Genomic DNA, 8,130 nt, shown 5'->3' on the forward strand with positions numbered 1-8,130 from the left:
GCCTCCGGGTCCAGCGGGAAGGTGGCGACCGTATCCGTGATGTCCTCCAGCGCCTCCAGGATCTGCTCGGCGCCGCGGCGTACGAAGTGCTCGTGGGGGCCGGTGGCGGGCGGCCAGGCGTCGAGGGCGGCCTCCGGCTCCTCCCAGTGGGGCGCGCGGCCCTCGCGGATGTCGGTGGCCGCCCGGTCCGCGGCCGCCAGCAGGGCCGCGGCGAAGCGGTCCGCGGCGGGGAGAGGGCGGGCGTCGGGGCCCGGCAGGTGGGCTTCCAGGACCATCGCGGACCGCCCCAGCGCGGCCACCGCGTCGTTGGCGTCGTCGGCTGCCGTACGGGTCAGCCCGGGGTGGCGCACGGGCTCCAACTTGGCGCGGGCCAGTGCCTGTTCCCAGGCGGCGCGGGCGCCGCGATCGGCGAGGAGGGCCTCCCGTACGTCCTCCGGAGCGGCCTGGGAGGGGCTGGTCCCCACGGCCGTGCTGCCGAGACCGGCTCCCAGGACGCCCGCCGGGCTGGCGTACCGCCCGAGCACCGCCGCCGCGTACCGCAGGTCCGCCGCCAGCCAGTCGGCCAGGCGGTCCAGCAGGCGCGGGGTCTCCCAGGCCGGGAAGGCGAGGTAGGAGACCATCGCGAGGGCGCCGCCCAGCAGCGTGAGCAGGACCCGGTCCGGCACCGTCTGCTGCCACTCCGAGCCGCCCATGCCGAGCAGGAAGACGACGTACGCGGCCACGCACGCCTGCGTGAGCATGTAGCCGGTGCGCATCGAGAGGTACATGAGGCCGACGAAGACCACCGCCAGGACGGCCGAGAAGTACGCGCCCGGCCTGACCAGTTGGACCACGCCGGTGGCGACGACCACCCCGGCCACGGTTCCGGTGAAACGGGCCACCACGCGCGCGTACGTCTGGTGGAAGTCGGGCCGCATCACCATCACCGAGCACATGGGCGCCCAGTAGCTGTGCCCCAGGTGCAGGGCCGTGCCCAGGACGTAGCCGAGCGAGGTGACGGCGCTGACGCGCAGCGCGTGCCGCAGGACGGGCGAGTCCCAGCGGAAGGCGCGGCGCACGGAGCGCGCCGCGACCGGGACCAGGGCTCTCAGGGACGGGCGCAGGAGGGGCGCGGCGCCGGTCTCCGCGCCGTTCCCCGTGGCGAAGGAGACGGCCGGGGCCCCGGATCCGTCGCCCGCCGTCTCCAGGGCCTCGCCCAGGAGGGCCACGAGACGGGCCGCCGACCGCTTCGCGGCGCCGGTCGGCACGCCCGCCTCCTTGGCCCGTAGCGCCTCCACGGTCGCCGGGTCCACGCGCGCGGGCTCTCCGGAGCGGATGGAGTGGGCCGCCGCGTCCAGGACGGCGGCCGCGGCCGCGAGCAGTTCCCGGGCGCGGTCCCGCTCGGGGCCCTCGGCGGCGGCGCCGACGGCCGGGTCGGCGAGCGAGGCGAGCACGGGCCGGATGCGCTCGGCCAGGGCGCGGCTGCCGTGCAGTTCGGCGGGGCGCCTGCGCGCCTGCCGGGGCGAGACGGCGGCCGCGCTGCGGGCGGTCATCAGCGGTTCGGGGTCGAAGGGCGCGGCCGGGTCGTGGCGCAGCCGTCGTGCGTAGTCGGCGACGCCCGCGAACGCGTCGGCCAGCGCGTCGCGTTGGGCGCCCCAGCGGCGGATCGGGAACAGCAGGATCAGCACGGCCTGGACGAGGGCGCCGAAGGCGATCACCCCGGCGTGGCTCAGGGCCCCCAGGACGCTGGTCGGGATCGTGACCGTGACCAGCATGATCCCGACCGTGAGGCTCGCCACCACACCGGAGGTGGGTCCGACGGCCCAGGCGAGGCCCGCCAGGAAGGTCCACGCGGCCAGCAGCAGCACGAACAGCGCGTCGTGCGAGGCCGCCAGATAGCCGAGGAAGGTGCTTAGCGCGAGACCTCCGCCCGCGACCAGCGCCAGCACGGCGCGCGGCCGCCAGCTGTGCTGGAAGGTCGCCATCCCGGCCGCGAAGGCGCCGAACGCGGAGGACGCGGCGAAGCCGGGTGACTCCAGCCACAGGGTCAGGAAGACGACGACCGCCACCCCCAGGGCGCCCCGCAGCGCGACCAGGGGCTCCAGCCGTGCCCGCTCCAGGGTCAGCCCGGAGCGCGCCGTCTCCCGCAGCGCGCGCAGCAACCTCATGCCCGTACCCCCTCCCCCGCCGGCGCCGCTTCCCTTGGCCCCGCGCTCAGTGGTCCCCGCCCTCGTCGATCAGGCGGCGCACCTCCCGGTCGATCAGCCCGAGCCGGGCCTCCGCGACCAGGGGCACGGCGCGCCGCTGCCGCCGGGCCTCGTGGAGATCGATGTCCACGGTGACCAGCGCAGGCTCCCACCTGGGGGCCTGCGCGACGACCGCCCCCCTGGGGTCGACGACCCGCGAACCGCCCCAGAAGGAGGCGCCGTTCTCGTTCCCGACCCGGTTCACGAACACCACCCAGGCCTGGAGCATACGGGCGGTGTACGACAGCAGGGTGTCCCAGTAACTGCCGGTGTCCATGGCTTCGGGGTCCAGGCCGGCGGCGCTGTTCGTCGGTACGACGATGACCTCCGCCCCGTCCTGCACCGCCAGCCAGGGCAGCACGGGCTGCCACGCGTCGTTGCACACCAGCGTCGCGGCCCGGCCGCGCCCGCCCGGCAGGTCGTACGCGCGCAGGTTCTGCCCCGGGCTGACGTGCTTGCGCTCCTCCCAGGCCAGGTAGTTGGGCAGGTACAGCTTGCGGTGGGCGTGCAGCAGGGCGCCGCCGGCGTAGTACGCGGAGGTGTTGTACGCGCGGAGGGCGGTGTGCTCGTGGAAGCCGACGAGCACGTCCGGGCCGGGGGCGCTGAGCTCCGCCAGGCGCGGGTCCTTGGCCTCGATCGAGGTGTCCTGGCGCAGGGCCCCGAGGTGGTAGCCGTGGAGGCTCAGCTCGGGGAAGACGACCAGGTCGCTGCCGTGGGCCCCGGCCTGCTCGATCTGGTCGCGGGCGGTGGCGAGGTTGGCGTCCACGTCGCCCAGGGCGCAGTCGGTCTGCGCCAGCGCGATTCGCATGGGGTGCCCCCTCAGTCGCTTCCACAGGGTGGACATACGTCCTGTTTTCGGCCCGTTTGCCACCTTGCCACAGCTCCGCCGGCCCTGCCGCCGACTCCGCGGCGGGGGCGGGGGTTCAGGGGCTGAAGCCCCGTCCCGGAGGGCCGCCCGCACCGCACCCCGCGGCGCGGGCACCGGGGTCCGGGGACGGAGTCCCCGGACCTCATCCCGCCACGACGGCGAGCGGCCTCGCGTGCCGGAGCCCGCCGGCGCCGAACCCGCCCCTCGCGGTCTCCGGCCGGGCGGGATCCGCGGTCGCCGGGTGACAAGGGTCACGGCTCGGCGGCAGCGGCGGCCCGCTGCCGCCGTCAAGGCCGCGCGGGAGGTGGTGCCGCCGCCGTACTCCTCCAGGTGGGGCGCCCCGTCAGCCCCTCGGTAGCGGTACGGACACGCGCCGTGCACGTGCATCGGCTCATGCAGGGGCACGTGAACGCGGCTATGATCCCCGGCAGTTGACCGCGTAGACCCGGGGGGATCCTGTGCAGCACCCGTACCGGAACGGCATGGCGGCCACGGAACTCCAGGGTGTCGCCTGGCGGAAGAGCCTGCGCAGCAACTCCCAGGGTGCGTGTGTGGAGTTGGCCAAGCTGCCGGGCGGCGAGGTCGCGGTCCGCAACTCCCGCTTCCCGGACGGGCCCGCGCTCGTCTACGCCCCGGCGGAGGTCGAGGCGCTGATCCTCGGCGTCAAGGACGGGGAGTTCGACGACCTCGTACGCGACTGAGGCGACGTACGCGGCCAAGGCGCCGCCCGCTCGCGGTCATGCAGCCCCACGCGCGGTCACGTGGCCGACGGCAGCCGGAAAAGGGCCCAGACGACCTTGCCGCGCAAGGTCCCGGCCAGCGGATGCCAGCCCCAGCTGTCGCTGAACGCCTCGACCAGATAGAGCCCCCGCCCCGACTCCGCCGAGGCGTCGGGGTCCGGCACGTCGCTCGACGGGCCCCCCGAAGGGGGCGGGGCCGGCGGTGCGACCGGGCTCGTACCGCTGGGGTCCCGTACGGCGCACACCAACCGCGAGGTCCAGCGCATCAGATGGAGTCGGACCGGCGCGTCCAGGTTGACCTGGGAGTCCATGACGGCCGTGGCCGGGTCGCCCGGGAGCGCGTGGCGCAGGGCGTTGGTGACCAGTTCCGAAACGACCAGCGCGACGGTGTCGAACTGCTCGTCCAGTTCCCACCGTCCGAGCGCGCTCTGGGTGAACTGGCGAGCGCCTTTGACCGATTCGTAGCGCGGTGTGAGCGAACACGAAACGGAACACGACACACTTGACTGGTCGATGGGAGGGAGGCCCTGCCTCAACGGCTCGAGCATGGTCGATCCTTCGGTCCCCATGCGTGGCACTCCTGGCCCTTATAGGAAACGGTCAAGGTGGCGCGCTGTGCTCGATGGCCATCGTTCCCAATGCGCACGGCAGATGCAAGGGCAGATGCACGTGCACGCGCCGAACTTGCCAATATTTCTTCGCTTTTGCACCAATTCTTCTGACGGCTGGATGCTCACTCTTGACCGCCGTCTTCCTCTATCTGTAATCAGTCAGGCACGCAACGGAGCCCGGAGGTGGCAGACTTCGGGCCATTGACGGTCGCAGCGCACCACCAACGGAGACGGGCAGTCGGGACATGGGCTCAGAGCAGTCGGAGCGGGGAACGGACGGTGCGAGCGGCTCGATGGTGCGGCGCATCCTGCTCGGCTCCCAACTCAGGCGGCTCCGCGAGTCACGCGGCGTCACCAGGGAGGCGGCCGGATACGCGATCCGCGCGTCCGAGTCCAAGATCAGCCGCATGGAGCTGGGCCGGGTCAGCTTCAAGGCGCGCGACATCGCGGACCTCCTCACCCTCTACGGCGTCGCCGATCAGGACGAGCGCGACGCCCTGCTGAGCCTGGTCCGCGAGGCGAACGCGGCCGGCTGGTGGCACAGCTACGGCGACGTGCTGCCGGGCTGGTTCCAGACCTATGTAGGCCTGGAAGGCGCGGCCTCGCTGATCCGCTCCTATGAAGTCCAGTTCGTCCACGGCCTGTTGCAGACCGAGGACTACGTCCACGCCGTCGTCGTCCGCGGCCAGCCCGACGCCTCCCCGGTCGAGGTCGAGCGGCGCGTGGCGCTGCGCCTGGAGCGCCAGAAGCTGCTCACCGCGGAGAACGGACCCGACTTCCACCTCGTACTCGACGAGGCCGCCCTGCACCGGCCGTACGGCGGCGCCGAGGTGATGCGCGGCCAGCTGCTGCACCTCATCGAGGCCTCCGAGCGCCCCAACCTGACCCTCCAGGTCATGCCGTTCGACTTCGGCGGCCATGCGGGCGAGAGCGGCGCCTTCAGCCTCCTCCGCTTTCCCGAGTCCGACCTCTCCGACGTCGTCTACCTGGAGCAGCTGACCAGCGCGCTGTATCTCGACAAGCGCGAGGAGGTCGCCCACTACGAGCGCGCGATGCGCCGCCTCCACGACGGCAGCCTGAGCCCCTCCGCCAGCCGCGACCTGTTGCACGGAATCCACCAACGTGCCTGATACGTCAGTACGATGACCGACCAGCAGGAGCAGGAGCAGGAGCAGGAGCAGGAGCAGGAGCAGGAGCAACGCAGACGCGTCCGTGGGCGTCGCGCAGGCGACCCGGCCTCCAGACAGGGATGGCAATGTCCTACTTCACAGACCTGGCCCACCAGTACATAGACGGCGCGTGGCAGACCGGCAGCGGCTCCTGGGACATCATCGACTTCAATCCGTACAACGGGGAGAAGCTCGCCTCGATCACCATCGCCACCGTCGACGAGGTCGACCAGGCCTACCGGGTGGCGGAGCGCGTCCAGCCCGCGTGGGGCCGGACCAATCCCTACAAGCGCCGCCTCGTCCTCGAGCGGGTTCTCAGGGCGGTCGAGGACCACGAGCCGGAGATCACCGAGGCGATCATCGCCGAACTGGGCGGCACCCGCGCCAAGGCCGCCTTCGAGATCCACCTCGCCAAGGAGTTCCTGCGCGAGGCGATGCAGCTGGCGCTGCGGCCCGAGGGCCGGATCCTCCCCTCGCCCACGGACGGCAAGGAGAACCGCCTCTACCGCCTCCCGGTCGGCGTCGTCGGCGTCATCAGCCCCTTCAACTTCCCGTTCCTGCTGTCGATCAAGTCGGTCGCCCCGGCGCTCGCACTCGGCAACGCGGTGGTCCTCAAGCCGCACCAGAACACGCCCGTCGTCGGCGGGACCCTGGTGGCCAAGGTCTTCGAAGACGCGGGCCTGCCCGCCGGGCTGCTCAACGTCGTGATCACCGACATCGCCGAGATAGGCGACGCCCTCGTGGCGCATCCGGTACCCAAGGTCATCTCCTTCACCGGCTCCGACAAGGTGGGGCGGCACGTCGCGACCGTCTGCGCGGCCAACTTCAAGCGGTGCGTGCTCGAACTCGGCGGCAACAGCGCCCTGATCGTCCTGGACGACGCCGACCTCGACTACGCGGTGGACGCCGCGGTCTTCAGCCGGTTCGTCCACCAGGGCCAGGTCTGCATGGCGGCCAACCGCGTGCTCGTGGACCGCTCGGTGGAGCCGGAGTTCACCGAGAAGTTCGTGGCCAAGGTCAGGACCCTCAGGGCGGGGGACCCCGCCGACCCCGAGACCCACCTCGGCCCGCTGATCAACGGCTCGCAGGTCGAGGCCGTTTCGGCCCTCGTGGAGACCACGGTCGAGGCGGGCGCCACGGTCCTGCTGCGCGGCCGCACCGAGGGCAACGTGATGACCCCGACCGTCCTCACCGGCGTCGCGGCCGACTCGCCCGCCCTCGCCCAGGAGATCTTCGGGCCGGTGGCGATCGTGGTGCCTTTCGACGGCGAGGACGAGGCCGTCCGCATCGCCAACGACACCCCGTACGGCCTGAGCGGCGCGGTGCACACCGGCGACGTCGAGCGCGGGGTGCGGATCGCCCAGCGGATTCACGCCGGCATGATCCACATCAACGACAGCACGGTCCACGACGAGCCGATCGTGCCGTTCGGCGGCGAGAAGCACTCCGGTATCGGGCGGTTGAACGGGGACGCGATGGTCGACTCCTTCACCACACAGAAGTGGATCTCGATCCAGCACGGGCGCAGCGCGTTCCCGTTCTAGGGCGGGGCCAGGACGGGATCCGGGGGTCCGGGGCCCGTACGCGGCCGGAGCCGAGTGTGTACGCGGCCGGCCCGAGCGGCGGCATCCCGGGGTGGCCATAACCTGGACCGTATGTCAGCAATCCGCCTCCTCGTGCTCGGCGCGGTCCGCATGCACGGCCGGGCGCACGGCTACCAGGTGCGCAACGACCTGGAGTACTGGGGCGCCCACGAGTGGTCCAATGCCAAGCCCGGGTCGATCTACCACGCGCTCAAGCAGATGGCCAAGCAGGGCCTGCTGCACGCCCACGAGATCGCCCCGAGCACGGCGGGCGGCCCGCCTCGTACGGAGTACGAGGTCACGGATGTGGGCCAGGACGAGTACTTCAAGCTCCTGCGTGCGGCGCTGTCCCAGCACGACCGGAAGATCGACGAGTTGACGGCCGGCATCGGCGTCATGGTCGACCTTCCCCGCGCGGAGGCGGTGGCCCTCCTCAAGGAGCGGGTCCGCGGCCTGGAGCAGTGGCGCGCGGCCGTCACCGAGCACTATGTGCCCGAGGAGGGCGTCCAGTCGATCGGCCACATCGGCGAGATCATGAACATGTGGCTGCACTCCGCCGACAGCGGCGCCGAGTGGACCCGCGGCCTGATCCAGAGGATCGAGGGCGGCGCCTACACCTTCGCAGGCGAGGGCGAGCCGTTCGTGGGCGTGCTGCCGGAGGGTGTGGAGAACCCGTTCGCGACGGGGCCCGCTCCGGATCCGGAGCGCGATTAATCAAGTTTGACCAATGGGCCGGACCCGGTTACTTTCGAGATCTAGTCAATTTTGACTAATGATCGAGAGGTGGGTTTCCGGTGACTGGTTCCGGGGCGGCGATCGCCGTCGAAGGGCTGCGCAAGAGGTACGGCGACACCTGGGCGCTGGACGGCCTCGACCTGACCGTTCCGGCGGGCACGGTCCACGGGGTCCTCGGACCCAACGGCGCCGGGAAGAC

The 8,130-nt window shown here is 72.0% G+C and carries 7 protein-coding genes and 1 pseudogene; 5 read left to right on the forward strand and 3 right to left on the reverse strand.

Going from position 1 to position 8,130, the window contains the following annotated elements; all coding sequences use genetic code 11:
* Window positions 1-2,147: FUSC family protein (locus tag AOK16_RS13090; RefSeq protein ID WP_055472436.1), on the reverse strand; the 2,147-nt coding region annotated here is incomplete at its 3' end.
* Window positions 2,148-2,193: 46 nt separating this feature from the next.
* Complete coding sequence (locus AOK16_RS13095; RefSeq protein ID WP_055472437.1) at window positions 2,194-3,033, reverse strand: nitrilase-related carbon-nitrogen hydrolase; 840 nt, start codon at window positions 3,031-3,033, stop codon at window positions 2,194-2,196.
* A 542-nt stretch (window positions 3,034-3,575) separates the two neighbouring features.
* Here AOK16_RS13095 and AOK16_RS13100 point away from each other — a divergent pair.
* Window positions 3,576-3,794 carry a DUF397 domain-containing protein gene (locus AOK16_RS13100; RefSeq protein WP_398718170.1) on the forward strand — a complete coding sequence of 73 codons (219 nt, stop codon included), beginning with the start codon at window positions 3,576-3,578 and terminating at the stop codon, window positions 3,792-3,794.
* 56 nt (window positions 3,795-3,850) lie between these two features.
* Here the strand turns inward: AOK16_RS13100 and AOK16_RS13105 are convergent, their stop codons facing one another.
* Window positions 3,851-4,402 carry an ATP-binding protein gene (locus AOK16_RS13105; protein ID WP_055472439.1) on the reverse strand — a complete coding sequence of 184 codons (552 nt, stop codon included), beginning with the start codon at window positions 4,400-4,402 and terminating at the stop codon, window positions 3,851-3,853.
* A 287-nt stretch (window positions 4,403-4,689) separates the two neighbouring features.
* Between AOK16_RS13105 and AOK16_RS13110 the strand changes: the two genes are divergently transcribed.
* The 4 genes and pseudogenes from AOK16_RS13110 to AOK16_RS28225 all read left to right on the forward strand — a co-directional run.
* A complete protein-coding gene (locus AOK16_RS13110) occupies window positions 4,690-5,574 on the forward strand; it encodes a helix-turn-helix domain-containing protein (protein WP_240483546.1) in 885 nt (294 codons plus the stop codon).
* Between the two features lie 125 nt (window positions 5,575-5,699).
* The gene (locus tag AOK16_RS13115; RefSeq protein WP_055472440.1) at window positions 5,700-7,157 is read left to right on the forward strand and encodes an aldehyde dehydrogenase family protein; all 1,458 of its coding nucleotides are present in this window, start codon (window positions 5,700-5,702) and stop codon (window positions 7,155-7,157) included.
* 111 nt (window positions 7,158-7,268) lie between these two features.
* Entirely contained in the window at window positions 7,269-7,910 is a 642-nt protein-coding gene (locus AOK16_RS13120; RefSeq protein WP_055472441.1) for a PadR family transcriptional regulator, read from the forward strand.
* Between the two features lie 80 nt (window positions 7,911-7,990).
* Window positions 7,991-8,130 (forward strand): annotated as a pseudogene (locus AOK16_RS28225) (daunorubicin/doxorubicin resistance ABC transporter ATP-binding protein DrrA); the annotation flags it as partial.

Origin of the sequence: Streptomyces pathocidini, assembly GCF_001418495.1 — a bacterium.
Classification (GTDB): Bacteria; Actinomycetota; Actinomycetes; order Streptomycetales; family Streptomycetaceae; genus Streptomyces; species Streptomyces pathocidini.